Source organism: Zhihengliuella halotolerans (assembly GCF_004217565.1).
In the GTDB taxonomy this organism is placed as follows: domain Bacteria; phylum Actinomycetota; class Actinomycetes; order Actinomycetales; family Micrococcaceae; genus Zhihengliuella; species Zhihengliuella halotolerans.
The window spans coordinates 1,909,878-1,933,261 of the sequence record NZ_SHLA01000001.1 but is presented as its reverse complement, the minus strand read 5'-3'; the positions used below and the strand labels follow the sequence as shown (position 1 = coordinate 1,933,261).

Annotated in this window: 26 protein-coding genes and 1 riboswitch; of the genes, 15 read left to right on the top strand and 11 right to left on the bottom strand. The window is 68.7% G+C overall.

The features are described from left to right. Nucleotides 1-8: 8 nt before the first annotated feature. From EV380_RS08720 to EV380_RS08700, 5 genes are all read right to left on the bottom strand, one after another. Nucleotides 9-809, bottom strand: a complete 801-nt coding sequence (locus EV380_RS08720) for a hypothetical protein (protein ID WP_130450736.1) — start codon at nucleotides 807-809, stop codon at nucleotides 9-11. A gap of 2 nt (nucleotides 810-811) precedes the next feature. Next, nucleotides 812-1,180, bottom strand: a complete 369-nt coding sequence (locus EV380_RS08715; protein WP_102158181.1) for a PadR family transcriptional regulator — start codon at nucleotides 1,178-1,180, stop codon at nucleotides 812-814. A gap of 200 nt (nucleotides 1,181-1,380) precedes the next feature. Further along, complete coding sequence (locus EV380_RS08710) at nucleotides 1,381-2,646, bottom strand: MFS transporter (protein WP_130450734.1); 1,266 nt, start codon at nucleotides 2,644-2,646, stop codon at nucleotides 1,381-1,383. Then, nucleotides 2,643-3,251 (bottom strand): winged helix-turn-helix domain-containing protein, encoded by a 609-nt coding sequence (locus tag EV380_RS08705; RefSeq protein WP_130450732.1) that lies wholly within the window; start codon nucleotides 3,249-3,251, stop codon nucleotides 2,643-2,645. Before EV380_RS08705 ends, EV380_RS08710 begins: the two co-directional genes overlap by 4 nt. Before the next feature lie 75 nt (nucleotides 3,252-3,326). Next, nucleotides 3,327-3,848, bottom strand: a complete 522-nt coding sequence (locus EV380_RS08700) for a gamma carbonic anhydrase family protein (RefSeq protein ID WP_130450730.1) — start codon at nucleotides 3,846-3,848, stop codon at nucleotides 3,327-3,329. A 59-nt stretch (nucleotides 3,849-3,907) separates the two neighbouring features. Between EV380_RS08700 and rlmC the strand changes: the two genes are divergently transcribed. After that, nucleotides 3,908-5,092 carry a 23S rRNA (uracil(747)-C(5))-methyltransferase RlmC gene (rlmC, locus tag EV380_RS08695; RefSeq protein ID WP_130450728.1) on the top strand — a complete coding sequence of 395 codons (1,185 nt, stop codon included), beginning with the start codon at nucleotides 3,908-3,910 and terminating at the stop codon, nucleotides 5,090-5,092. A gap of 12 nt (nucleotides 5,093-5,104) precedes the next feature. Continuing rightward, on the top strand, nucleotides 5,105-5,593 hold the full coding sequence (locus tag EV380_RS08690; protein WP_130450726.1) for a hypothetical protein: 489 nt from the start codon (nucleotides 5,105-5,107) through the stop codon (nucleotides 5,591-5,593). Here EV380_RS08690 and purU read toward each other — a convergent pair whose 3' ends face one another. Continuing rightward, on the bottom strand, nucleotides 5,594-6,487 hold the full coding sequence (gene purU, locus EV380_RS08685; RefSeq protein WP_242607557.1) for a formyltetrahydrofolate deformylase: 894 nt from the start codon (nucleotides 6,485-6,487) through the stop codon (nucleotides 5,594-5,596). It abuts the gene before it with no gap. A gap of 168 nt (nucleotides 6,488-6,655) precedes the next feature. Continuing rightward, nucleotides 6,656-6,742, top strand: a riboswitch (ZMP/ZTP riboswitch). Nucleotides 6,743-6,834: 92 nt separating this feature from the next. On the opposite strand from purU, the gene glyA reads away from it, so the two are divergent. From glyA to EV380_RS08670, 3 genes are all read left to right on the top strand, one after another. Continuing rightward, nucleotides 6,835-8,124, top strand: a complete 1,290-nt coding sequence (gene glyA / locus EV380_RS08680; protein ID WP_130450722.1) for a serine hydroxymethyltransferase — start codon at nucleotides 6,835-6,837, stop codon at nucleotides 8,122-8,124. Nucleotides 8,125-8,144: 20 nt separating this feature from the next. Then, nucleotides 8,145-9,032, top strand: coding sequence for a bifunctional methylenetetrahydrofolate dehydrogenase/methenyltetrahydrofolate cyclohydrolase (locus EV380_RS08675; RefSeq protein WP_130450720.1), 888 nt, complete (start codon nucleotides 8,145-8,147; stop codon nucleotides 9,030-9,032). 98 nt (nucleotides 9,033-9,130) lie between these two features. Continuing rightward, nucleotides 9,131-10,036 carry a macrolide 2'-phosphotransferase gene (locus EV380_RS08670; protein ID WP_130450718.1) on the top strand — a complete coding sequence of 302 codons (906 nt, stop codon included), beginning with the start codon at nucleotides 9,131-9,133 and terminating at the stop codon, nucleotides 10,034-10,036. 9 nt (nucleotides 10,037-10,045) lie between these two features. Here EV380_RS08670 and EV380_RS08665 read toward each other — a convergent pair whose 3' ends face one another. Together EV380_RS08665 and EV380_RS08660 are read right to left on the bottom strand one after the other, a co-directional pair. Next, a complete protein-coding gene (locus EV380_RS08665) occupies nucleotides 10,046-10,567 on the bottom strand; it encodes a hypothetical protein (protein ID WP_130450716.1) in 522 nt (173 codons plus the stop codon). Nucleotides 10,568-10,733: 166 nt separating this feature from the next. Continuing rightward, nucleotides 10,734-11,255, bottom strand: coding sequence for a hypothetical protein (locus tag EV380_RS08660; RefSeq protein WP_130450714.1), 522 nt, complete (start codon nucleotides 11,253-11,255; stop codon nucleotides 10,734-10,736). Between the two features lie 236 nt (nucleotides 11,256-11,491). On the opposite strand from EV380_RS08660, the gene EV380_RS08655 reads away from it, so the two are divergent. The 5 genes from EV380_RS08655 (at nucleotide 11,492) to EV380_RS08635 (ending at nucleotide 15,400) form a co-directional block, all read left to right on the top strand. After that, nucleotides 11,492-12,406, top strand: a complete 915-nt coding sequence (locus EV380_RS08655; protein WP_242607723.1) for an ABC transporter ATP-binding protein — start codon at nucleotides 11,492-11,494, stop codon at nucleotides 12,404-12,406. Beyond that, nucleotides 12,399-13,250 carry an ABC transporter permease gene (locus EV380_RS08650; protein WP_242607556.1) on the top strand — a complete coding sequence of 284 codons (852 nt, stop codon included), beginning with the start codon at nucleotides 12,399-12,401 and terminating at the stop codon, nucleotides 13,248-13,250. The genes EV380_RS08655 and EV380_RS08650 overlap by 8 nt, the downstream gene beginning before the upstream one ends. Before the next feature lies 1 nt (nucleotide 13,251). Next, entirely contained in the window at nucleotides 13,252-14,073 is an 822-nt protein-coding gene (locus tag EV380_RS08645; protein WP_130450710.1) for an ABC transporter permease, read from the top strand. Nucleotides 14,074-14,128: 55 nt separating this feature from the next. Further along, a complete protein-coding gene (locus tag EV380_RS08640) occupies nucleotides 14,129-14,935 on the top strand; it encodes a DUF4232 domain-containing protein (RefSeq protein ID WP_130450708.1) in 807 nt (268 codons plus the stop codon). Between the two features lie 108 nt (nucleotides 14,936-15,043). Next, nucleotides 15,044-15,400, top strand: coding sequence for a VOC family protein (locus EV380_RS08635; RefSeq protein ID WP_102160728.1), 357 nt, complete (start codon nucleotides 15,044-15,046; stop codon nucleotides 15,398-15,400). Here EV380_RS08635 and EV380_RS08630 read toward each other — a convergent pair. Next, nucleotides 15,390-17,000 carry a Na+/H+ antiporter NhaC family protein gene (locus EV380_RS08630; protein WP_242607555.1) on the bottom strand — a complete coding sequence of 537 codons (1,611 nt, stop codon included), beginning with the start codon at nucleotides 16,998-17,000 and terminating at the stop codon, nucleotides 15,390-15,392. The genes EV380_RS08635 and EV380_RS08630 overlap by 11 nt on opposite strands. Nucleotides 17,001-17,182: 182 nt before the next feature. Between EV380_RS08630 and EV380_RS08625 the strand changes: the two genes are divergently transcribed. From EV380_RS08625 to EV380_RS08605, 5 genes are all read left to right on the top strand, one after another. Next, on the top strand, nucleotides 17,183-17,737 hold the full coding sequence (locus EV380_RS08625) for a hypothetical protein (RefSeq protein WP_242607554.1): 555 nt from the start codon (nucleotides 17,183-17,185) through the stop codon (nucleotides 17,735-17,737). Between the two features lie 142 nt (nucleotides 17,738-17,879). Next, nucleotides 17,880-18,620 carry an exodeoxyribonuclease III gene (locus EV380_RS08620; protein WP_242607722.1) on the top strand — a complete coding sequence of 247 codons (741 nt, stop codon included), beginning with the start codon at nucleotides 17,880-17,882 and terminating at the stop codon, nucleotides 18,618-18,620. Between the two features lie 19 nt (nucleotides 18,621-18,639). Then, complete coding sequence (gene trpS, locus EV380_RS08615) at nucleotides 18,640-19,710, top strand: tryptophan--tRNA ligase (protein WP_130450706.1); 1,071 nt, start codon at nucleotides 18,640-18,642, stop codon at nucleotides 19,708-19,710. 36 nt (nucleotides 19,711-19,746) lie between these two features. Next, nucleotides 19,747-20,307 (top strand): 2'-5' RNA ligase family protein, encoded by a 561-nt coding sequence (locus EV380_RS08610; RefSeq protein ID WP_165391918.1) that lies wholly within the window; start codon nucleotides 19,747-19,749, stop codon nucleotides 20,305-20,307. A gap of 7 nt (nucleotides 20,308-20,314) precedes the next feature. Next, a complete protein-coding gene (locus tag EV380_RS08605; RefSeq protein ID WP_130450702.1) occupies nucleotides 20,315-21,436 on the top strand; it encodes a YihY/virulence factor BrkB family protein in 1,122 nt (373 codons plus the stop codon). Here EV380_RS08605 and EV380_RS08600 read toward each other — a convergent pair. Beyond that, nucleotides 21,433-22,077 (bottom strand): TetR/AcrR family transcriptional regulator, encoded by a 645-nt coding sequence (locus EV380_RS08600; RefSeq protein ID WP_130450700.1) that lies wholly within the window; start codon nucleotides 22,075-22,077, stop codon nucleotides 21,433-21,435. The two genes, EV380_RS08605 and EV380_RS08600, sit on opposite strands and share 4 nt — an antisense overlap. Further along, a complete protein-coding gene (locus EV380_RS08595; protein WP_242607553.1) occupies nucleotides 22,077-23,294 on the bottom strand; it encodes an aminotransferase-like domain-containing protein in 1,218 nt (405 codons plus the stop codon). The genes EV380_RS08600 and EV380_RS08595 overlap by 1 nt, the downstream gene beginning before the upstream one ends. Between the last annotated feature and the right edge of the window lie 90 nt (nucleotides 23,295-23,384).

Here is a 23,384-nt window from a genome sequence, read left to right as displayed (position 1 = left end):
CGCCGCTGCTACCGGATCAACAACCAGCCCATGGCCAGCTGCAGCGCAGTGGCGATGGGGATCATCAGTGGCAAGAAAGTTTCCCACGGGCTCCGGCGGAGTCGGCGCTTGGTGTCTCCGGCGGCAGCGTTCGGCAACGGGCCAGACAGCGGCGACTCGATCGGATCATCCGGGGAGTTTAGGCCGGTGCGCCCGAAGAAGCCCCACATCAATCCGCCGAGCATTGCCGCCGCCCCCAGCGTCAGAGCCCACATCGGCGGGAACTCCGCGACGACGTTGTCCCAGATCGCCGCGGCGAATACGAAGAGCCCCATGTTCAGCACCAAGGCGCCAAACGTCAGGACAGGGTGCCGAACGAGGAACCGCAGCACGGGCTGGGCCAGTAGAGCTACCGCGATGACCTCCACGGTCAGGGTCGCAGCGATGAGAGCCTCGCCGGATGTGAGATTGAAGAGGCTGCCGCGGCGCCAGTCGGTGAAGCTCCAGAGCAGCAGAAGCATGCCCAGGATCTGAACGAGGACGGGCGCGACGACGCGCACCATGACGATGGCAGTGTCCTCGACGGAGGGAAGCTTCAAGCTGCGGGCGTAGGTGACGGGATCACCGAACGTGTCTTCCGGCCGCTCGCCGCTCTCCGCACAATGTGAGTTGACCTCAGCGAGGGCATCTCCGATGCGGGTACCGTCGACGCCGCGTAGACGCAGTTCCAAGATCATGTCACCGGCCCACTTCGTCTCGACGTGGGGCGCGAACTGTTCCTCGAGCGACGTCGGCCGGGTGTGCAGTTTGTTCACTCTGGGGAGTCCCATCGTCATTCCTCTTCCGTGGTGTCGGTGCGGCCTCTGCCGGTGGCGATGAAGTGGCGAGTGAGATCCGCGAATTCCGCCCAGCGTTGCTCGCTGGATTTGAGCTCGGAGCGACCGTCGTCGGTCAGGACGTAGTACTTTCGGCCGGGCCCGGCCTCACCGGCACGCCACTCGGCGGTCACCCAGCCGGCTTCTTCTAGCCGCGTGAGCAAGGGGTACAGGGTGCCACCTTTCACAACACCCAGCCCGGACTCGGCCAGACGCTGGGCGATTGCGTACCCGTAGATGGGGCCGTCATCTAAGGTGCGGAGGACACACGTGCCTAGCACGCCGCGCATCCACTCACTCGGCCAGCGTTGTTCGGTGTCGGACATGACTAGATAGTAGCTCTAACTAGTACGGCTGTCTATATAGCAACGCGGGTCAACGAGAATCGCCGTATAGCCGGCGCCGAGGCCGATGTGGGAATCCTCGAGGGTGGGCATCTGGCGCCCGCGGGATGCCTACGTGGATCTCGGTGCGCCGAAGCCGTGGGAGTCAGGTCGCGGGCGACCTGTCGTTGGCGGTGCGCCCTTCACACGTCGATCACCTTGCGGCGACGCAGCGCGGGCACGAGCCCGGCCATCGCGAAGAGTGCGCCGACGGCGATGATGTAGCGGAAGTCGACGACGTCGATGACCGCCGCCGCGCAACCGGCGGCGAGGGTCTGCGTGCCGTTGGCGAAGACATTCGCGGCTGCCGCGCCGCGCCCCTGCAGGTGGTCGGGAAGCTGGAGTTGTCGGATCGTCGCCGCGGCGATGATGACCACGGTGATGCCGAAGGCGAAGGGGAGGATGCCCAGGATCGTCAGCCAGAGGACGCCCGTTGTCTGCGCGGCGTAGCCGAGGCCGAACGCGAACGCGCCGAAGCCGAGGGTGCGGGCGAACCCGAACCGGTTGAGGATCTTCGAGGCGTTCAGCCCCGCGATGATCGAGAAGGCGCCCTGCAACGCGACGGCGACGCTCAGCGCCTCCGGCGGCAGGCCCAGGCCGCGGTCGACAACGGCGAACGTCGTCGAATTCGTCATCCCTCCACCCACGCAGGCCAGCCCCATGATGACGGTCGCGATGCGGACGGCGGGGCGGGAGGTGATCGCCCCGAACCCGGCCAGCGTCTGGCGCATGAGCGAATCGCCCTCGTGCTCGCGCACCACCGGCCTGGGGGAGACGCGCAGCAGCAGCAGCGCGCCGAGGAGGAAGAAAATCGCGGTCGCGTAGACCACCGGGGCCATGCCCCACAGCCCGAAGACCGCGGCGCCGGCGAGCGGGGCGACGATCCGCAGGCCGTGGTCGACGCTCGCGAACATCCCGTTGGCCGGAGCCAGCAGGTGCGTCGGCATCAGGGACTTGAGCAGGCCCGACTGCGCGCTGGCGTTCACGAACCCGCACGTCGCGTATAGCGCCATGACGACGTAGACGATCCAGAGCCAGCCGCTCGGCTCGACGAACAGCAGCGCGAGCACCACCGCCGCGGTGAGCGTGTTGTTCGCGATCATGAGCCCGCGCCGCGGCACGCGGTCCGCCAGCAGTCCGATCCACGGCGAGAGGATCGCCGGCACGCCCATGACGAGGAAGACGCTCGCGGCGAGCGCGTCCGAGCCGGTCATGACCTTCATCCAGATCGCCGCCGTGATGTACAGGGCGGAGTCGCCGAGGTTGCTGACCGTCCAGGCTGCGAGCAGCCGGCGGTATCCGGGGTGGGCGAGCAGCTCGCGGTTTCCGCCGTGGGCGGGTCTGGACGACGGCGGCGCGTCCGTCGTCGTTTCCTCCGCGGTGGGCGCGGGAGTAGTCGGCTCGTTCATGAGCGTTCCTTGCGGCGGGCGTCGGCGACGTCGAGGGTGAGGGCGCCGAACAGGTGGACCCGGCGCGACCCCTCCGGACGGGAGCCGGGCTCCTGGCCGCGGCCGGCGAAGCGCTCGGCGAGGCCGAGGAGGACCTCGCGCACGTCGGCCATCTCCTCATCGGTCGCGTAGAAGGACGACGTCGTCACGACGTTGCGATTGCCGTCCTCGGTCGTGAAGGACGGCAGCTGGGCCATGAAGTCCTGCAGCCGCTCGGCCTCGCGGCGAATCGACAGAGCTCCCATGGCGGCGACGGCGTCCGCTCCGCCGGGTTCGTCCGGATCGATGGCCTGGGTGAAGGAGCCGTACACCTTCTTCCAGGGCTTCTCGCGGCCGGAGCGCTCGCCGGGCTCGATGAATCCGTGCTGCGCCAGGGAGCGCAGGTGGAACGAGCAGCTGGCGACGGACTCTCCGGTCGCCTCGGCGCATTCGGTGGCGGTGGCCTGCGTGACGGTGCCCAGGAAATCCAGTAGTGCCAGTCGCGTCGGGTGTGCGAGCGCGCGGATCTGGGTGGGGTCGGTGCTGACCTTCTCGCCGGGTTTCGGGGTGTAGTCGTCTGGTTCCATGGCGCCACTCTACCTACCTAAAGAAGTCTTTAGCAAGACTTCTTTAGGATTAGTTCGGCGCCGCAGGATGCCGCGCTACTGCTGCGTCGCGGAGCGGTGGGCAGCGGCCAGTTCCAGATAGGTCGCGGCGTTGGTGCCCAGACCGGCGACCTCCTCGTCGGTCAGCTCCCGCCGCACCTTGGCCGGCACGCCGGCGACGAGCGAGCGGGGCGGGACCTGCGTGCCCTCCAGCACCAGCGCTCCTGCGGCCACGAGCGACTGTTCACCGATGACGGCCCCGTTCATGACGGTCGCGCTCATGCCGATCAGGCAGCCGTTGCCGATCGTGCAGCCGTGGATCACGGCGGCGTGGCCCACGGAGACTCCTTCGCCCACCGTGCAGGGCACGCCGCGGTCGGCGTGCACCACCACGTTGTCCTGCAGGTTCGTCCCCGCCCCGATGCGGATCGCGTCCGAGTCGCCGCGCACGGAGACCCCGTAGAAGGCGCTGGCCCCGTCCGCGAGGACCACGTCACCGCTGAGCACGGCGGTCGGAGCGACGAACGCTCCCGCGTGGACGACGGGGCTCTTGCCATTGATTTCGATCAGGTGTGCCATGGCACTCAGACTACTGCCGCCGTCGTGCAGGTTCCGCGCGCGGAACTAGAATTGCCCGCATGCAATGCGACTACTACGACGCCGGCCGCTGCCGCTCCTGCTCCCTGATGGGTCAGGACCACGCGGAACAGGTCGCCGGCAAGGAGGCGCAGTGCCGCCACCTGCTCGCGGCGCACCCGGACATCGAGTGGCTCGAGCCGTTCGCCGGCGCCGAATCCGGCTTCCGAAACAAGGCCAAGATGGTCGTCTCGGGCACCACGCGCCACCCGCGCATTGGCATCCTCGACGCCGACGGCCACGGCATCGACCTGCGGCGCTGCGGCCTCATCACCCCCGGGATCGCCGAGGCGCTGCGCGTGCTCTCGAACCTGATCCGCGCGGCCCGCCTGACCCCGTACGACGTGCCGACCCGCACGGGCGAGTTGAAGTACCTGTTGGTGACCGAGGCGCCGTCGGGCGAGCTCATGGTGCGGTTCGTGCTGCGCAGCGAGGCCCTCGTCCCCGTCCTGCGCGAGCATCTGCCCGGGCTCATCGAACGCCTGCCGGCCCTGCGCGTGGCGAGCGCGAACCTGCAACCCGCGCACAAGGCGGTGCTCGAGGGCGAGACCGAGATCCCGCTGACCGCGCAGACGTCGCTGACGATGGAGGTCAACGGCATCGGCCTGCACCTGCTGCCGCGCAGCTTCTTCCAGACCAACACCGAGGTCGGCGCGGCGCTCTACCGGCAGGGCGCGGCGTGGGTCGACGAGGTGGGGCCCGCCAGTGTGTGGGACCTGTACTGCGGGGTCGGCGGCTTCGCGCTGCATCTCGCCGCGGGCGTGGGAAGAGCAGGGTACGACGACGGGGCGTCCCGCGCCGGCGCCCGCCCGGGGCGCCGCGTGAGGGGGATCGAACTCAGCGCAGAGGCCGTCGCGAGTGCCGAACTGACGCGCGACGAGCTCGGGCTGGACGGCGTCGAGTTCGCGGCCGGTGACGCCACGGCGTTCGCGCTGGGTGCGAAGCCGGAGGAACTGCCGGAGATGGTCGTCGTGAACCCGCCGAGGCGGGGGACCGGGGCGGAGCTGGCCGGATGGCTTGAGGCGTCGGGGATCCGGCACGTGCTCTACTCGAGCTGCAACGCGGTGACGCTGGCGAAGGACCTCGAGCTCATGCCCTCGCTGAAGCCGGTCAAGGCGCGCGTGATGGACATGTTCCCGCAATCGAACCACTATGAGGTCATCACTCTGCTCACGAGGGCGGCGTAGATCGGGGGAGTGTTGGCCATACGACGAGCTGGAAATTCGCGCCGGGCGGCGTGGGCTGGTCTGGCCGGGTTCTGTGTTGTCGCCGCGTACGCGCAGGTCGGCGTGCTGCAGTTGCTCGTGTGGGAGCCGCTGGCCGCGGCGCCGGGCGCCTCGCTCGACGAGATCCGGGCCGCCGTCGAGCAGGCGGGTGAGTCTCTGTACGAGCCGGTCGTCGTCGGCTGGGCCGTTATCGGGACGGTGCTGGCTGCCGCGGTCCTCGCCGGGGCGCTCGCGCGCCGCTTCTCGGCCCACCAGACGCTCGTGCTGCACCTCGCGCTGCTCGTGCTCGCGGCGCCGTCGTACCTCTTCGTGTCCTTCGGTCCGGGGATGGCGCTCGGCGACACCTTTGTCACGTCGGGCAGCTATCCCCCGTGGGGGACGCTCCTCTACTTCGTGAGCCTCGTCGCGTTCGCGGTGTTGGTGCCGGCCAGCATGTTGGCCGCGCGGCGCCCTCGTGCCTGACTAGTTGAAGACGACCGTCCGGGTGCCGTCGAGCAGGACGCGGTGCTGCGCGTGCCACTGGACGGCCGTGGCCAGAGTGCGGCCCTCGACGTCGCGTCCCAGGGCCACGAACTGCTGCGGCGTCTGCGCGTGGTTAACGCGGATGACCTCCTGCTCGATGATCGGGCCCTCGTCGAGGTCGGTCGTCACGTAGTGCGCGGTCGCGCCGATCAGCTTCACGCCGCGCGCGTGCGCCTGGTGGTACGGCTTGGCGCCCTTGAAGGACGGCAGGAACGAGTGGTGGATGTTGATCGCCCGCCCGTTCAGCTCGCGGCACAGGTCGTTGGAGAGAATCTGCATGTAGCGGGCCAGCACCACCACGTCGATCTGGTGCTCGGTCACGAGTTCCAGCAGGCGCGCCTCGGCGTCGGCCTTGTTGTCCTTCGTGACCGGCAGGTGGACGAACGGCACCCCGTAGAACTCGGCCATCGGGCGCAGGTCCGCGTGGTTGGAGACGATCAGCGGCACCTCGATCGAGAGCATGCCCGCACGCTGCTGGAACAGCAGGTCGTTGAGAGCGTGGCCCTCCTTGGAGCACATGATGAGCGTCCGCGCCGGGCGCTCGGCGTCGAACACGTCGAGCTGCATGCCGAAAGCCTGCGCGACAGGCTCGAGCGAACCCCACACCTCGGCCTGCGTCGCCTCGGTGGCGACGGCGACGCGCATGAAGAAGGTCCCCGTCTCCGGGGACTCGAACTGCTGCGACTCCGTGATGTTGCAGCCCGCCTGCAACAGTGCGCCGGAGACCGCGTACACGATGCCGGGCTGGTCTGTACAGGAGAGCGTCACGATGAAGTTTCGTGCCGCGGGTGCGGTAGCAGGGGTGTTCTCGCCAGTAGATGATTCGATGCTCACCCCCACAAGGGTAGTCGCCCCGTCGCCTCCGTGCGCGCGGCGGGTGGCAGTCGAGACGGAGAAGCGGGCCCACGCTGCGGCTCCGCCGGCTGTCATATGACACCGCTGTGACGCGAACGTGACGGGCACGAAATCGAGGCCGGATCCTCGGGCCCATCTCCGATAGAGTAGAACCGTCGCGACTGGCGTGAGGTGGATAACCACCAGGGAGCGGCACCATGAGACCTATCCGGACCGCGCGCCTGGGCCCAGGGTCGAGCAGGGGCCTGCCCGCCGAAGACGGTGGATGCGCTACCTGCTGCCCGTCCACGCCGAAATAGAACTGCCTTCTCGACAAGGAGCAAAGATTGAGCACTGACTCGAACGTGACCAACCGTTCCCTCGCTGAGCTGGACCCGGAGATCGCCGCGGTCCTCGAAGCCGAACTGGGACGCCAGCGCAACACCCTGGAGATGATCGCTTCCGAGAATTTCGCCCCGCGCGCCGTTCTCGAAGCGCAGGGCTCCGTGCTGACCAACAAGTACGCGGAAGGCTACCCGGGCCGTCGCTACTACGGCGGTTGCGAGCACGTCGACGTCGCCGAGAACCTGGCCCGCGACCGCGCCAAGGAGCTCTTCGGCGCCAAGTACGCCAACGTTCAGCCCCACTCGGGCGCTTCGGCGAACGCCGCCGTCCTGGCCGCGCTCATCGAGCCGGGCGACAAGATCCTCGGCCTCTCGCTCGCCCACGGCGGCCACCTGACTCACGGCATGAAGCTGAACTTCTCCGGAAAGCTCTACGAGGTCGCCGCCTACGAGGTCGACCCCGAGACCTTCACCGTCGACATGGACAAGCTGCGCGAGCAGGCCATCGCCGAGAAGCCCGATGTCATCATCGCCGGCTGGTCCGCGTACCCGCGCCAGCTCGATTTCGCGAAGTTCCGCGAGATCGCCGACGAGGTCGGCGCCAAGCTCTGGGTTGACATGGCGCACTTCGCCGGTCTGGTGGCGGCCGGGCTGCACCCGAGCCCGGTCCCGCACGCCGACATCGTCTCGTCGACCGTGCACAAGACCCTGGCCGGCCCGCGTTCCGGCCTGATCCTCACGAACGACCTCGAGCTGTACAAGAAGATCAACTCGAACGTCTTCCCGGGCCAGCAGGGCGGGCCCCTGATGCACGCGATCGCCGGCAAGGCCGTGGCCTTCAAGATCGCCGCCTCCGAGGAGTTCCGCGAGCGCCAGGAGCGCACCCTCGCCGGTGCTCGCGCCCTCGCCGAGCGCTTGAGCCAGGCCGATGTCGCCGAAGCCGGCGTCTCGGTCCTCACGGGCGGCACGGACGTGCACCTGGCCCTCGTCGACCTGCGCAATTCGGAGCTCGACGGCCAACAGGCCGAGGATCTTCTGCACGAGATCGGCATCACCGTGAACCGCAACGCGGTCCCGTTCGACCCCCGCCCGCCGATGGTGACCTCCGGTCTGCGCATCGGCACGCCGGCTCTGGCCACCCGCGGCTTCGGCGAGACGGAGTTCATCGAGGTGGCCGACATCATCGCCACCGCGCTCATCAACGGCCAGGCAGCGGACAAGGAGGCCCTGAAGGCACGCGTCGACGCGCTGGCCGAGGCCTTCCCGCTCTACCCGGGCCACGAGGAATGGTGAACGAGGCGGGCACCGGCGCGATGACTGCACAGAAACTCAACGGCAAGGCCGCTGCAGCGGCCATCAAGGACGAACTGGTCGAGCGCGTCGCCGCGCTCAAGGCCAAGGGCGTCACCCCGGGCATCGCCACGGTGCTCGTCGGCGCGGACCCGGCGTCGCAGCTCTACGTCGGCATGAAGCACAAGCAGTCCGAAGCGATCGGCATGAACTCGATCCAGCGCGAGCTGCCGGCCGACGCCACGCAGCAAGAGGTCGAGGCGCTGATCGATGAGCTCAACGCGGACGATTCCTGCCACGGGTACATCGTGCAGCTGCCACTGCCCAAGCACCTGGACACCGACGCGATCCTCGAGCGCATCGACCCGGCCAAGGACGCTGACGGCCTGCACCCGACCAACCTCGGGCGCCTGGTCCTCAACGTCAACGGACCGATCGACACCCCGCTGCCGTGCACGCCCCGCGGCGTGATCGAACTGCTCCAGCGCAACGACTACGATCTGGCCGGCAAGCACGTCGTGGTCGTCGGCCGCGGCGTGACGATCGGCCGCCCCATGGGTCTGCTGCTCGCGCGACGTTCGGTCAACGCCACCGTCACGCAGGTGCACACCGGCACGCCGGACATGGCGCCCTTCCTGCAGCAGGCGGATGTGATCGTGGCCGCCGCCGGCGTCAAGCACATCGTCAAGCCGGAGCACGTCAAGCCGGGCGCCGCAGTGCTCGACGTGGGCGTGACCCGCGAAGACGATCCGGAGACGGGCAAGCAGAAGATCTACGGCGACGTGCACCCGGGCGTGGCCGAGGTGGCGGGCTTCCTGTCGCCGAACCCCGGCGGCGTCGGCCCTATGACCGTCGCGCTGCTCATGACCAACGTCGTGGAGGCGGCCGAGCGCCAGGCCGGCCTGGCCTGACGGCGGTCCTTCCAGCACGACGACGTCCCCGCACCGAAAGCGTTCGGTGCGGGGACGTCGTCGTTGCGAGGGCGTCGACCGCGTGGAAAGGTGAAGGCATGGACGCTGACAACGACTCCCCACGGACGGACGCGCTGGTCCAACTCGCTGCACGGCACGGTCTGACGGTGCGCCCGGACGGGATGCGCGTCATCGAGGCCGGGCTCGATTACCAGGTCGCGCTCGCCACGGACGACGATGGTGACGGCTGGGTGCTGCGCGTGCCGCGGCGTGCCGATGTGGCGGCGAAGATCCAGGACGAGCGGCGCATCCTCGACTTTGCGGCCCCGCACCTCAGCGTCGCGATCCCGGATTGGCGGATTGCCACCGGGGAGCTCATCGCGTACCCGCTGCTGCCCGGAGAGCCGGGCCTGACCCTCGACGACGACGGCGCGCCCGTCATGCACTTCGACTCGGACGCGCCGGCCTACCTGCGGTCCTTCGGCCGGCTGCTCGCCGAGCTGCACACCGCGGACGTGGAGGAAGCGCGTGGTGCGGGCCTCGTCGTCGAGACGTCTGAGATCGTCCGCTCCGCCTGGCGTGACCGCTTCGACGCCGCAGTGGCCGAATTCGACGTCCCGACTGACGCCCGCGAACGCTGGGACCGGTGGATCGACGATGACTCGATGTGGCCCGAGGACATGCGGTTCAGCCACGGCGAGCTCTACCCGGCGCACCTTTTGCTCGGGGCCGACGCCGGGATCCTCGCGGTCCTCGACTGGACGACGGCCAAGGTCACCGACCCGGTGGCCGATTTCGCCCTGCAGCAGTCGTTGTCCACGCCGGAGGAGTTCGGCATCCTCCTGGACGCTTACCGGGAGGCCGGGGGAGCGGTGCCTGAACGGCTGGCCGAACGGGGAACGGCGCTGCTGTCGGCCAGCGCGCTCGCCTACGTCGAATTCGCGCTCCTGACGGGCGAGCAGCAACACCGCGAGGCTGCCCAGGCCTTCCTCGACGCCGGCTGAGCGAGCGCATCAGGCGAGGTTGCGTGGCCTGCGCAGGTATTCGGCGACCTGCGCGTTGAAGCCGAGGACCAGCCAGTAGCCGCTCACGAGCAGTGCCAGGCCCTCGACAGCGAGGGAGGCCACGGCGAGTCCGCCGGTGGCGAGCAACGGCGCGGAGGTGGTCAGGCTGAAGGCGTAGGTGATGATGGAGAGGACCGCGAACACCATGCCGAGGACACGCGCCCAGTTCCTGCGGTGATAGAGGCCCTTGATCACGAGCACATAGGCGGCAAGGCCGCCGACGGCGCTGCCGCCCGCGATGGCGAGCGCGACCGCCTGAGCCAACTGCACCGCCGTCTCGTCGGTGGGCGAACCGGCGGAATCGAGCTGTTCGCGCATCGTGTCCGCGTCCAGCGCACCGAGGACGCCCGCGGCCACGGCGATCATGAAGAGGAGCAGCGAGGCGATCGTGAGCCGCTTCAGCCGGGTGAACTCCGCCGGCTCGCCGCCGGCCGTCTGGCGCGCTTCCGGTGCCACGGGATGATCGCTCATCGGTGCGTGTCCTTCCGTTCTCCTTCCGGCGAGTCTTTCAGACGCGCGGGGTTCGGGCGTCAGCCTTGAGGACGATGTGGACGCGCCGATCACTCCAGCACGACGGCGTCCCCGCACCGAACGCGGTTCGGTGCGGGGACGCCGTCGTGCTGGATGTGCCGGTGGCCTAGGCCAGAGGGCTCGGCTTGCGCAGGTACTCGGCCACCTGCGAGCTGAAGGCGAGCACCAGCCAGTAGACGGTCACGAGGGCGGAGACGATGCCCAGGATCGTGGTGAAGACGGACGTGCTGGCGACGGTCGGCATGAGTCCGCTCGCGAAGAGGCCGATCAGGAAGCCGACCAGCGAGAGGATCGCAAAGATGATGCCGAGGACGCGTGCCCAGTTCTTGCGCTTGTAGAGGCCGATGATCACCAGCGCGTAGAGGCCCAGTCCGACGACGAGCGTGGCGATTGCGGTGCCGATCGCCACGCCCTGTGCGGCCTGGAGCATGGCGTCGTCGACGGTCGTTCCGGACATCTCCATCTGCTCACGTATGGCGCTGTTGTCCATCGCGGCCGGCAGGGAGACGAGTGTCGAGATCAGGTAAAGGGCCGCCGAAACGAGTGTCAGCTTCTTCAACATCGCGAACTTCGAGGGCTCGGGTGCGGCGGTTTCCTGGGGCTCGGGCGCCACGGGGTAGTTGCTCATGGGTTCTATTCCTTCCGTTTGTTCCGGTACTCTGCGGTTAGTATCGCAGATGGGCGCCCCTTGAGCGTCAGTCCTGAGGACGATATGCGTCAGGGCCGCTCGATGTGACGTCGGCGTCCGATTGGCTTGTATCAATCAGTGACTCGGCGTACGCTCGCTGTGTGTCCGAAACCACTCCTTCACTTCGCCCGTCGCCCGCCGGCTCCGCCACACAGCCGACCGAGGCCCCGCCCGTCGTGATCCGCGCCGAGAACCTGGTCAAGCGCTACGGCGACTTCACCGCCGTCGACGGCATCTCCTTCGAGGTGCCCGCGGGGGAATCGTTCGGCCTGCTCGGGCCCAACGGCGCCGGCAAGTCGACCACCATGCGGATGATCGGCGGCGTCTCGCAGCGCACCTCGGGCCACCTGGAGATCATGGGGCTCGATCCCGAGGAGCAGGGCCCTGTGGTCCGCGCCCACCTCGGCGTCGTCCCGCAGCAGGACAACCTGGACGAGGAGCTGCGGGTCCGCGACAACCTCATGGTTTACGGCCGCTACTTCGGGCTCTCACGCGCCTACCTGAAGCCGAAGATCGCCGAGCTGCTCGACTTCGCCCAGCTCGTCGACAAGGCGGATGCGCGCGTCGACGACCTCTCCGGCGGCATGAAGCGTCGCCTGACCATCGCCCGCTCCCTGGTGAACGAACCGAAGATCCTGCTGCTCGACGAGCCGACCACGGGTCTCGACCCGCAGGCCCGCCACGTGCTCTGGGACCGGCTCTTCCGGCTCAAAGAGCAGGGCGTGACCCTCGTGCTGACCACGCACCACATGGACGAGGCCGAGCAGCTGTGCGACCGCATCATCGTCGTCGACGCCGGCCGCATCATGGCCGAGGGCTCGCCGGCCGAGTTGATCCGCCGCTTCTCCACGCGCGAGGTCGTCGAGCTGCGCTTCGGCGCAGACCGCAACGCCGCCGTCGCACGCCGGATCGAGGATCTCGGCGAACGCGTCGAGGCCCTGCCGGACCGCGTCCTGGTCTACGCGCACGAGGGCGAGGCGGTGCTCGAGGCCGTCGCCGCGCGCGGACTGCACCCCGTGACCTCGCTCGTGCGCCGCAGCTCGCTGGAGGACGTCTTCCTCAAGCTGACGGGGAGGTCCCTCGTTGACTAGCACGACGACGGCGGCGGGATCGGCCCGCCCGGCGCCCCCGGCCGAGGTGCTCGCCCGTCGCAGCGCGATCTTCGGGGTCTGGTACTTCGCCGAGCACCAGCTGCTGGCCATGCGCAGTTACCTCTCGGTGATCATCGCCTACTCGATCGGCCATCCGCTGCTGTACCTCGTGGCGATGGGGGTCGGGCTCGCTTCCCTCGTCGACGCCAACGGCGGCGGAGATTTCGGCGGCGTGGACTACCTGGTCTTCATCGTCCCCGCGCTGCTGGCCTCGGGGGCGTTCATGGCGGCCTCGAACGAGTTCACCTGGCCCATCATGGACGGCTTCAAGTGGCACCGCCTCTACTACGGCCCTCTGGTGAGCTCCCTGCGGCCGTGGCAGATCGCGGCCGGACACACGCTCGCGGTGACCATCCGCCTCTTCTCCCAGTCGCTGGTCTACTACCTCATCGTGGCCGCCTTCGGCGCGGTCCCGAGCGGCTTCGGCATCCTCGGCGTGCTCACCGCGACGCTGGCCGGACTGGCCATCGGCACCCCGCTCATGGCCTACGCGGCGACCATTCGCGAGGAGAAGGCCCAGTTCGTCATGATCCAGCGCTTCGGCGTCATGCCGCTCATGCTTTTCTCCGGAACCTTCTTCCCGCTGACCAATCTGCCGATCTTCCTGCAGCCGATCGGCTGGCTCTCGCCGCTGTGGCACGCCAGCGAGATCGGGCGCGTCTTCAGCTACGGGTACGACGAGCCGCTCTGGCTCTCGACCGTGCACGTGGTCTACCTCGCCGCGCTCGCCGCCGGGGGACTGGCTCTGGCGTTCCGGACCTATCGGAAACGGTTGGTGGACTGAGATGGCGCAGCAGACGATCCTGCTTTCCCCCAGCCGCCGCCCCTTCGCCGGGCTCTACTCCGGGAACGTGCGCGCCGTCGTCGCCCGCGGACTGATGGCGCTGAAGACCAACAACTGGGCCGTCTTTGTCTCCGGGTTCGTAGAGCCGGTGCTCTTCCTGGCAGCCATGGGCATCGGGCTCGGGCCGCTCATCGGGGCGGTCGCAGGTCCCGGCGGCGCCGAGATGAGCTACGGCGCCTACATCGCGCCGGCCCTGCTCGCGGTCTCCGCGATGAACGGCGCCATCTACGACTCCACGAACAACGTGTTCTTCAAGCTGCGCTTTTCCAAGCTCTACCAGAACATGCTCTACACGTCGCTGGGGCCGCTCGACGTCGCGATCGGCGAGATCTACCTGGCCCTGCAGCGCGGATTCCTCTACGCAACCGGATTCATGATCGTCATGAGCTCGATGGGCCTGGTCACCACGCCGTGGGCCCTGCTGATGATCCCGGCGTCGGTGCTGGTGGCGTTCGGCTTCGCCGCCCTCGGGATGGGCATCGCGAGCTTCATGAAGCGTTTCCAGCATCTGGATTGGGTCAACTTCGCGCTGCTGCCGATGTTTCTCTTCTCAGCGACCCTGTACCCGCTGTCGGTGTACCCGGAGGGCATCCAGCTGTTCATCCAGGCGATGCCGCTCTGGCACGGGGTCGAGCTCATGCGCTCGCTCTCCGTCGGCTACTTCACGACGGCGATGCTCGGGCACGTGGCCTACTACGTGGTCATGATCGTCGTCGGCGTCGTCTTGACGACCGCCCGTCTGCGCAAGCTGTTCCTGACCTAGCCGGACGACGGCGTTCGGTCGCCGCGGCGCCACGGGTCAGGGTACGTTGTGTCGTATGAAGCGCCTCGTGATGTCACTGCCGCTGGCCGGCCTCCTGCTGCTGACCGCCTGTTCGCAGACGGGGCCGTCGGCACCGGTGGCGTCGAGCCCGACACCGAATCCTCCGGGCGCCGTCGGGCAAGCCACCGAGGAGGAGGTGGGCGCCGGCTGGGACGAGGTCCCGGACACGCCGATTCCCGACGAAGCCGACCTGAGCGACGCCGAGCGAGCGGAGTTCCTGCGCCTGCCGGCGACCGACGCCGCGGGCCCGGCGTCCTGCCGCCCGGAAGACCTGACCGGGCAGCTGCGGTATTGGGACGCGGCGCTGGGGCATCGGTTCGGTTCGATCCTGTTGCGCAACGACGCCGACACCGACTGCACGCTCTCCGGCTTTCCAGGTCTGGGGGCGCGCGGGGAGTGGGGCAACAAGTTCCACGTGGAAGCTGAGCAGGAGCTCTATCATCGGCCGAAGGAGCACCTCGCGCGGGACGTCGACGGCGAGGCGCCGCCTCCCGTGACGTTGGCGCCGGGGGAGATCGCCGAGGCCTACCTCGAATGGACCGGCGCCCTCGCCGGCTCGGGGTCCGAATGGGCGCAGACGCTCTACGTCCAGACCGATCGCGACGCGACGCCCGTCGCCGTTCCGATGGATCGGCAGGCGATCGTCGAGGATCCGCAGGACCCCATGGCGCCGGGGGAGCCCCTGTCGATCGACATCGGGATGTTCACGAAGCTGCGCGTCGGCGCGTTCGAGACACCAGACGAGCATGCGCTCCGGCTGGTGGGCGAGCACGAGCTCTTTCCGCCCGGAGACACTCCCTGACGCCGGCGCCGGATCAGTCGTCGCGCCCGCCGCAGGCCTTCTCAGCGCCGGCCGTCCGGAGTAGCGTGAAACCACGACCGGCGCGCGACGACCAGTAAGGAGCAGGCCATGATCGGTGCATGGGAATCGGTGGTGTTCGATTGCGAGGACCCGGAGGTGCTCGCATCATTCTACGAAGAGGTCCTCGGCATGGTGCGAGTCCAGACGGACCCCGACTGGATCACCATCGGCGACGGCCCGGACCGGCCGGCCATCGCGTTCCAGCGTGTCGACGTGTACGTCCCGCCCGAGTGGCCCGGCCACGTGCACCCGCAGCAGGCCCACCTGGACATCAAGGTCCGAGACCTGGATCTGGGGGAGGAGCAGGTGCTCAAGCTGGGGGCGACATCGATGAACGCCGGCAGCGAGAGCTTCCGGGTCTACCTCGACCCGCAGCGACACCCGTTCTGCCTCGTCAAGTGGTGATCGCCGGGTCTGTCCCCGGGGCGGTGCCCGAAATCGGTGCGGTGACCGACCGTGCGACGATGACGAAGACGGCCAGCGCGGCGACGACGACGGCCAGACCGACCAGCGTGCTGCCGGTCAGGGCCAGCGCCAGGTAGCCGAGCGTCGCGCATGCCGTCGCGCTGAGAACGTACGGCAGCTGGGTGACCACGTGCGTGATGACGTTGCAGCCCGAGCCGGTGGCCGAGAGGATTGTCGTGTCGGAGATCGGGGAGGCGTGGTCGCCGGCGACGGCTCCGGCCAGCACGGCGCCGAGAACCGGCAGCAGGAAGGCCGGCTCGTCCATGCTGTTGATGATGCCGCCGGCGATCGGAAGCAGCAGGCCGAACGAGCCCCACGAGGTGCCGGTCGCGAAGGACATCGCGGCGGCGACGAGGAAGACGACCGGCACGAGGCCGGCGGCCGAGAGGCTCGAGGCCTCGACGAGCTGTCCGAGGTAGTCGCCGGTGCCGACTTGGGAGATGAGGTCGCCCAGCATCCAGGCGGGAAGCAGGATGGCGATCGCCGGCAGCATCGACTTGATGCCCTCGACCCAGCCGCGGCCGAACGTCGAGACCACGAACTCCGGATTCCTCCGCGTGTTCCGCAGGTAGTAGTAGACCGCGGAGGCGAGGCCGAGCGCGCCGCCGAAGATGAGCGCGGCACTGGCGTCCGTGGCCGCGAGGATGTCGATGACATTCCAGGATCCGGAAGCGCGCTGGCCGGTCCAGACGATGCCGGCGAACACGCCGACCACCAGTAGGGCGAACGGCACGAAGAGCGCCCGGAGCGCCCCCGGGCAGTGCACCGGGAGATCATCGGAGAGGTGGCCGGGGACGGTCGCCGCCGGGTCGAAGACGTGGCCGTCGGTGATCGCCCGGCGCTCTTCGGTCCGCATCGCGCCGAGATCGATCCGGAAGAAGATCACGAGCCAGACCATCAGCGCCGCGGCGATCGCGTAGAAGTTGGCCACCGCGGCCCCGAGGAACGCCTGCACGCTGCTCAGCGACAACGTCGACGCCGCCAGGATCGGAGCGAGGATGCCCATGATGTAGGCGCCCCAGCTGGAAAACGGCGACAGTACGGAGACCGGCGCCGACGTCGAATCGATGATGTACGCCAGCTTGGCGCGCGAGACGCGGTGCTGGTCGGTCACCGGCCGCGAGATCTGGCCGACGGCGAGTGCGTTGAAGTAGTCGTCGATGAAGATGACGACACCCAGGACGGCGGGCAGAACCATCGATCCCGGCCGTGCGCGGATGCGCCGCAGCGCCCAGGCGGCGAACGCCGTCGTGCCGCCGGACATCAGCACGAACGCGGCGATGACGCCGAGCAGCAGCAGGAACACCAGAATGTAGACGGACCAGGTGTTCACCGCGCCGTCGGCCCAGAAGATCGCGGCGAACGAGCGCCACACCGCGCCCAGGGCGTCGAGCGGGTTGAGATCGTGGACCAGCAGGGCCGCGGCGACGACGCCAGCGCCCAGGCTGATCAGCACCCGCTTGGTGATGATCACGAGCGTGAGCGCCAGCACCGGCGGGACCAGCGTCAGGAGGGGGTACGACGTCGTCAGGTCGGTCATGGCGCTTTTCCTTCTGAGTCGTCCGCGTAGATTCGGCCCGAACGAGGGCCGCTGCGCTGCCGGGGCCGGCACCTGAGATTAGCAGAGCGACGTGAATCGGTGTCCCGGTTGGACGAGTCGCACCGTGTTCGCCTGCGGCCCAACCGGAGGGATACGCCGCCAGGGTTTGAGACAATGGGGGCATGCAAACTCTTCCCGGCGGATCGGCCGCGACCAACGCGGCTGGAAAGAACAGGACCATGCAGGAACGCAAGCTCACCATCAAAGCCAGCACGCTCGCCCTCGCGGTCATGGTGACGGTGTTCCTCGTGGCTGTCGTCTTCGCCGCCAACCAGAACGATGTGATCGGCTGGCTCGTCGTCATCATCTCCCTGGGCTGGCTGCTGCTCTCGGCGTTCCTCGTCTTCGGAATCTCCCGCGGGGCCAAGAAGGTTCACGAGCAGGTGGCGGGCGTGCGTGCCGACATGGCCAAGCAGGGTGGCGGGTCGACCACCGTGGTCGACGAGTCGACCAAGGCGCGCGACATGAAGCTGGACCACTCGTTCAAGATCGTCGAGGTGCAGGTCGGCGTCGTCAAGGAGTACCTGGACCAGGACGGTGACGAGGCTCGCGGCATGGTCGATCGCGCCCTCGAAACCATCGAGATCACCGCGCACAACGCCCGGGGAATGATGAAGGACGGCAAGGGTTCGAAGGCTGGGGACGGCGAGCCGATCTCCGGCGACATCGTGGACTAGTCCACGTTGCGGAACCGGTAATGTGGTCCAGGTGAGTGACGTCGAAACCGCTGAAACCGTGAAGTACTCCGCCAAGCCCGCCGGCGCCCTGCGTGTGGCGTCCGTGAACGTCAACGGAATCCGGGCCGCCTACAAGAAGGGCATGGCCGATTGGCTCGTCGACCGCGACGTCGACGTGCTGAACCTGCAGGAGGTCCGCGCCCCCGACGCGATCGTCCGCGAGCTGATCGGCGAAGGCTGGCACGTCGTGCACGCCGAGGCCTCGGCCAAGGGGCGCGCCGGCGTCGCGGTCGCCTCCCGGGACGAGCCCGTGGCGGTGCGCGAGCACATCGGCGAGGTCTACTTCGCTGATGCAGGTCGCTGGGTGGAGGCCGACTTCCAGATCGGCGGCGAGACGCTGACCGTCGCGAGTGCGTACGTGAACTCCGGTGAGCTCGGGACGCAGAAGCAGGACGACAAGTACAAGTTCCTCGAGGCCATGATCGTGCGGCTGCCGCAGCTGAAGGCCGCGAGCGACCACGTGCTCGTCACCGGCGACCTCAACGTGTGCCACACGCCGCGGGACATCAAGAACTGGAAGCCGAACCACAACAAGCGGGCCGGCGTCATGGACGAGGAGATCGCCTACTTCGACCGCTTCTTCGGCGAGGAGATCGGCTTCAAGGACGTGGCCCGTGAACTCGCCGGCGACGTCGACGGACCCTACAGCTGGTGGTCTTACCGCGGCCAGGCGTTCGACAACAACGCGGGTTGGCGCATCGACTACCACATGGCGACGCCGGGCCTGCTGGCCAAGGCAGGCAACGCCGTCGTCGACCGCGCCCCGAGCTACGACACGCGCTTCTCCGACCACGCCCCCGTGGTCGTCGATTACCAGTTCTAAGCCACGCACCGAGGAAACCATGACCGCTGAAGCGACCAGCACCCACCGTCCCCGCGTCCTGTCCGGGATGCAGCCCTCCGCCGAGTCCCTGCACCTGGGCAACTACCTGGGCGCCCTCGTGAACTGGGTCAAGGCGCAGGACGACTACGACGCGTTCTTCTTCGTCCCGGACATGCACGCGATCACCGCCCCGCACGATCCGGCCGCGCTGCGCGAACGCACCCGCCGGACCGCGGCGCAGTACATCGCCGGCGGCATCGACGTCGAGAAGAACACGCTCTTCGTCCAGTCGCACGTGCCGGAGCACGCCCAGCTGGCCTGGGTCCTGAACTGCATCACCGGGTTCGGCGAGGCCTCGCGCATGACGCAGTTCAAGGACAAGTCGGCCAAGGGCGGCGTGGAGAACGCCGGCGTCGGCCTGTTCACCTACCCGATGCTCATGGCCGCGGACATCCTGATGTACCAGCCGCACGGCGTCCCGGTCGGTGACGACCAGCGCCAGCACGTCGAGCTGGCCCGCACGCTGGCCAACCGGTTCAACCACCGCTTTGGCGAGACCTTCCGCGTGCCGGAGGCGTTCATCCCGGGCGAGGGCGCGCGTATCTACGACCTGCAGAACCCGACGAAGAAGATGTCCAAGTCGGCCGAGAGCCCCAACGGCCTGATCAACGTCCTGGACCCCTCCAAGACGATCGCCAAGCGCATCAAATCGGCCGTGACCGACGACGAGACGGTCGTCGCCTACGACCGCGAGAAGAAGCCGGGCGTCTCCAATCTGCTTGACATCCTGGCCGCGGTGACCGGCCGTAGCGTCGAGCAGATCGTGCCCGAGTACGAGGGCAAGATGTATGGGCACCTCAAGGTCGACGTCGCCGACGCGGTCGTGGCCGAGGTCGAGCCGGTGCGCGAGCGCACGTTCGAGCTGCTGGACGACCCGGCGGAGCTCGACCGCCTGCTCGCCGTCGGTGCCTCGAAGGCGCGGGCCGTCGCGGCGCAGACCCTCGACGACGTGTACCGCAACGTCGGCTTCCTCCAGCTCGGCAAGGACGCGGCTGCCGTCGTCAGCCGCGCCGGTGCGGCCACCGCCTGACCCACAAGGGAAGCCGGAATCACTATGCTGGCTGATATGGAGCAACGCGACGAGCGAACCGGGCACGGGGGATCCCGGTTCAGTCTGGGCATCGTGATTTCGCTGCCGCCTGCGCTGGGTCGGCGCATCGGCAGGTTGCGGTCCGGCTTCGGCGACCCGTTCGCCGATTTCGAATCGCCCCACATCACCCTCGTCTCGGGGGCCGCTCGCGGGCCGTGGTCCGAGGCGCGCCGGCACGCGCAGCGGGTCGCTGCAGCCGCCGACGCGTTCACGGTCCGGCTGCACGGCACCGCTAGCTTCCGCCCAGCGAGCGAGGTCGTCTACCTCAAGATCGCGCAAGGGGCCGAGGCGTGCCGAGCGCTGCACGCGCAGCTCTGCGACGGCCCGCTGGAACACCAGGTCGCGTTCGATTACCACCCGCACCTGACCGTTGCGCACGACGCGCCGGCGGAGGGAATGGAGCGTGCCCTGCACGAGCTGGCGGATTTCGACGTCGAATTCCTCGTCGACCGCATCGGGCTCTTCACGACAGACCACGACGGATACTGGACGCTAACCGAGGAGCTGGCTCTTGGCACGGACGGACGCGAACTCTAAGAAGTCGATGAGCACGGCACGGGCCTCCTCCGCCGAGATCGAGGCCCTGGACCGGGCACATCTGCGCCGCGAGGCCCTGAGCAAACGCACCGACGTCGGCCGGGCCAGGCGCGAAGGGCGGCCCCTCGTCAAGCGCGTGCTGGCCGTGGTGATGTGGCTGCTGGCCGAGCTCAACGCCCTCCGGCCGATGCGGGTCTGGACCGTCTACAGCAAGCGCCACGGGCCGCTCATGGCCGCGGGCGCCTCCTACCGCATGTTCTTCTCCATCGCGGCGCTGCTCGTAGCGGGCTTCTCGATCTTCGGCATCATCGCCTCGGGCAACAAGGAGCTCCAGGACACGATCATCAACACCGTCGCCGAGAGCACGCCGGGGCTGATCGACACCGGGGACTGCGGCCGCGACAGCTGTGGCCTGGCGAAGCCGGAGGAGCTTTTCCGCAGCCAGCGCGGGTTCGGGTGGGCGCTCGTGATCTCCACCGCCGCCATGCTGGTGACCTCTCTGGGGTGGATCAACGGCCTGCGCGAGGGCATGCGCGGCGTCTCCGGGCTGGCCCCCGTGGCGATGAACCCCGTCGTCGCCAAGGCGCGGGATCTCGGCGTCCTGCTGGTCCTCGGCATCGCGCTCGTGCTCACCAGCGGTCTCGGCTTCGTGGCCGGCGCGGCCCTGGACTGGATTATCGAGCTGCTGAACATCGCTTCCTCGTTCGGCCAGATCGTGACCCGTGTGACGCCGCTGTTCGTCATGCTGCTTCTGGACATGCTCGTCGCCGTGATCCTCTTCCGGTTCGCGTCCTCGATCGAGATGCCGCGGCGTGCCCTGCTGGAGGCCTCGCTCTTCGCGGGACTCGGCTCGACGGTGCTGCGGTACTTCTCCTCCGAACTCCTCGGCAGCGCGGGCAGGAACCCGCTGCTCGCCTCCTACGCGGTGATCCTGGGCCTCTTCATCTGGTTCTTCCTGCTCAGCCAGGTCTTTCTCATCGCCACCTCGTGGGGAGCGGTGCGCTCCGTGGATATCGAGGCGGAACGGGCTGCGAACGGCGGAGCGCGGGCGCTGAGCCTGCGCCAGCAGGCGCAGCTGCGCAAGTCCCAGTCGTCCCCGTCGACGGCCGACGAAGGGTGGAGCGGCTAGCTGTCGAAACCGTGGCCGAGCAGGTCAGACGCGGCATCGACCAGCAGCGCCAGCATGTCGTCGCCCGTGAGGCCGTAGGTTTCATTGGCTGCCTGCAGTGCCAGCCCGTCGACGAGCGCGAGCAGCAGCTGGGCCTGACGGTCAGCGGGCCGGGTGGCCCGGACGAGCCCCGCGGCGTGCGCCTCCTCGAGCACGTCCAGGAAGAAACGGCGCCACACCTCGAGCGCCGTGTTGATCTCCTGTCGCAGAAGCGCGTCGCGGCGCGCCGCCGCGTATAGCTCGAGCCAGAACGACCAGGCCTCCGCGAAGGGGCGCTCGCCATGAACAGCGAAGACCAGTAAGCGCCGGATCCGCTCCATCGGGCCGGTTTCCGCCCGGGAAATCGCGAGCCACTCCTGCTCCGACTCGTGGATGCGCTGCCGGGCGGCGGCGACGATCAGCTCCGAGCGCGTGCCGAAGTGGTGCTGGATCATGCCGACGCTGCAGCCGCTGGCCTTCGATACCGCGGACAGTGTGCAGCCCGCCTCCCCGGAGCCGGCGATGACCTGCGCCGCCGCCTCGAGGATCGTGCGGCGCCGGGTGTCGATCTGGGTGGCGGAAACCGCGTACCGGCGGCGCCCGTCGTCGTCCGGGCCCGGCATCAGCGCCGGGTCCCCGCGAGGACGCTGCCGTAGCGTTCGAGTGCGCGGCCGAGGCGGCGCGCGCCCTCCTCCAGCTGCAGCGGGGCTTCCAGCGAGTAGGCGAGCCGGAGCCGCCGGGATCCGGTGCCGTCCGCGTAGAAGGAAGCGCCCGGGACGAAGACCACGTGTTCGTCGACGGCGTTCTCGAGCAGGTCCACGGCGCTCCAGCCTTCGGGGAGGGTCACCCAGCTGAAGAAGCCGCCGGCGGGGCGTGTGAGCTCGGCGCCGGCTGGCAACAGCGGCGAGAGCGTGTCGTTGAGCGCCCGCGCGCGGAGAGCGTATTCGGCGGCGGCGCCGGCGACGCCCTCGCGCCATCCGCCGCGGGTGACGAAGGTGCGGGCCAGGTCCTGGCTCAGCACGGACGCGCAGATGACGTTCGCCTCGCTGGCCAGCTGCAGGGGGCGGCGCAGCCAGGTCGGGGCGGAGGCCCAGCCGACCCGCAGGCCGGGAGCAATGATCTTCGAGAAGGAACCCAGGTAGATCACGAGCTCCGGATCGAAGGAGTGCAGCGGCGGCACCTGCCGCTCTTCGAAGCGCAGCAGCCCGTAGGGGTTGTCCTCGATGATGGGCACCCCGGCTTCCCGGCAGATCTCGACGATCTCCGGCCGGCGCTCGGCGGCCAGAGAGATGCCCGTCGGGTTGTGGAAGTTCGGGATCGTGTACAGGGCGCGCGGGGCCCGGCCCTGCCGGGTGAGCTCGTCGATCCGTTCGCGCAGGGCGTCAGGGCGCAGGCCGTCGTCGTCCATGTCGACGTGCTCGACGCGCACGCCGGCGCCGCCGAAGACCCCGAGGGCGCCGACGTAGGTCGGGCCCTCGGCGAGGATCGTGTCGCCACGGGTGAAGAGCAGTTTGGTGATCAGATCCAGCGCCATCTGCGATCCGGCGGTGACCTGGACCGAGTCGGCGGGCGCGGTCACCGCCTCGGCAGCCATGAGCTCGACGATCGCCTCGCGCAGCCCGGAGAGACCCGTGCCGGAGCCGTACTGGAGCACCTCGTCTCCGTGGTCCGTGATGGCGCGGGCAGCGGCCTCGGCCATCCAGCGCGTATCGCTGAGGCGGAGATCGGGGTTGCCGCCGGCCAACGAGATCATGCCGGGTTGCATCGACAGCTCCCAGACGTCGCGGACTGGAGAGGGCAGGTATCCGACGGCGGCGTCGGACAGGAACAAGTGGGACACCGGAGGTCTCCTTGAGGTCGGGGCCGTCGAGAACGGCCCACGGGTGGGGACCACAGCATAAGTTGCTTGTATTGAAATTATCAACAGGCT

Excerpts from the sequence above, each read along its gene's own strand:
- EV380_RS08720 (WP_130450736.1), bottom strand. The coding sequence starts at position 809 with ATGGGACTCCCCAGAGTGAACAAACTGCACACCCGGCCGACGTCGCTC.
- EV380_RS08715 (WP_102158181.1), bottom strand. The coding sequence starts at position 1,180 with ATGTCCGACACCGAACAACGCTGGCCGAGTGAGTGGATGCGCGGCGTG.
- EV380_RS08710 (WP_130450734.1), bottom strand. The coding sequence starts at position 2,646 with ATGAACGAGCCGACTACTCCCGCGCCCACCGCGGAGGAAACGACGACG.
- EV380_RS08705 (WP_130450732.1), bottom strand. The coding sequence starts at position 3,251 with ATGGAACCAGACGACTACACCCCGAAACCCGGCGAGAAGGTCAGCACC.
- EV380_RS08700 (WP_130450730.1), bottom strand. The coding sequence starts at position 3,848 with ATGGCACACCTGATCGAAATCAATGGCAAGAGCCCCGTCGTCCACGCG.
- rlmC (WP_130450728.1), top strand. The coding sequence starts at position 3,908 with ATGCAATGCGACTACTACGACGCCGGCCGCTGCCGCTCCTGCTCCCTG.
- EV380_RS08675 (WP_130450720.1), top strand. The coding sequence starts at position 8,145 with ATGACTGCACAGAAACTCAACGGCAAGGCCGCTGCAGCGGCCATCAAG.
- EV380_RS08670 (WP_130450718.1), top strand. The coding sequence starts at position 9,131 with ATGGACGCTGACAACGACTCCCCACGGACGGACGCGCTGGTCCAACTC.
- EV380_RS08665 (WP_130450716.1), bottom strand. The coding sequence starts at position 10,567 with ATGAGCGATCATCCCGTGGCACCGGAAGCGCGCCAGACGGCCGGCGGC.
- EV380_RS08660 (WP_130450714.1), bottom strand. The coding sequence starts at position 11,255 with ATGAGCAACTACCCCGTGGCGCCCGAGCCCCAGGAAACCGCCGCACCC.
- EV380_RS08645 (WP_130450710.1), top strand. The coding sequence starts at position 13,252 with ATGGCGCAGCAGACGATCCTGCTTTCCCCCAGCCGCCGCCCCTTCGCC.
- EV380_RS08640 (WP_130450708.1), top strand. The coding sequence starts at position 14,129 with ATGAAGCGCCTCGTGATGTCACTGCCGCTGGCCGGCCTCCTGCTGCTG.
- EV380_RS08635 (WP_102160728.1), top strand. The coding sequence starts at position 15,044 with ATGATCGGTGCATGGGAATCGGTGGTGTTCGATTGCGAGGACCCGGAG.
- EV380_RS08630 (WP_242607555.1), bottom strand. The coding sequence starts at position 17,000 with ATGACCGACCTGACGACGTCGTACCCCCTCCTGACGCTGGTCCCGCCG.
- EV380_RS08625 (WP_242607554.1), top strand. The coding sequence starts at position 17,183 with ATGCAAACTCTTCCCGGCGGATCGGCCGCGACCAACGCGGCTGGAAAG.
- EV380_RS08620 (WP_242607722.1), top strand. The coding sequence starts at position 17,880 with ATGGCCGATTGGCTCGTCGACCGCGACGTCGACGTGCTGAACCTGCAG.
- trpS (WP_130450706.1), top strand. The coding sequence starts at position 18,640 with ATGACCGCTGAAGCGACCAGCACCCACCGTCCCCGCGTCCTGTCCGGG.
- EV380_RS08610 (WP_165391918.1), top strand. The coding sequence starts at position 19,747 with ATGGAGCAACGCGACGAGCGAACCGGGCACGGGGGATCCCGGTTCAGT.
- EV380_RS08605 (WP_130450702.1), top strand. The coding sequence starts at position 20,315 with ATGAGCACGGCACGGGCCTCCTCCGCCGAGATCGAGGCCCTGGACCGG.
- EV380_RS08600 (WP_130450700.1), bottom strand. The coding sequence starts at position 22,077 with ATGCCGGGCCCGGACGACGACGGGCGCCGCCGGTACGCGGTTTCCGCC.